A 457-nucleotide genomic window follows, 5' to 3' on the forward strand; every position below is an offset into this window, starting at 1 on the left:
CCAGAGCAGGTTGTCCAGTTGGCGAGGCCCGTCACCGCTGCACCAATCGATGTCCCTTCCGTGGGAGGCCCACAGCAGCGCTTCGAGTTGGGAAAGGGTGTTTTCGAGGAGATCGGCCGGGCCTTGGGCGCTTTCTCCGGGAGATACCGGCATGCGACGCCGGGCTATAGTCTTGGTAGCCATTTTTGTGCGTTCCTTTCGAGGGTATTGCACGAACTTGGTTAGACGGCTGGGGTGCTCACGACACCCTGGCCGTCGCCTTTTGGTACCTCGCATTTGCGTCGCTGCTTTGGCAACGACGGCCTGCTGCGGGGCGGGCAGTCTTTGAACGTCTTGGTGTGGTTGGTGTGTTGCGCCTTTCTGCTTCCCTAGGTGGGGTGGTGAGTGAGAGGGGCATCTACTCTAGGGATGGTCTGCAGAACGCGAATGGCAATCGCGACTAAATGGATGGGGTGAC

1 protein-coding gene is annotated in these 457 nt (G+C 59.7%); it reads right to left on the reverse strand.

Going from position 1 to position 457, the window contains the following annotated elements; all coding sequences use genetic code 11:
* Positions 1 to 183: hypothetical protein (locus ACODT0_RS42425; protein ID WP_489044054.1), on the reverse strand; the 183-nt coding region annotated here is incomplete at its 3' end.
* Between the last annotated feature and the right edge of the window lie 274 nt (positions 184 to 457).

This window comes from Variovorax sp. FG153, from assembly GCF_057809595.1.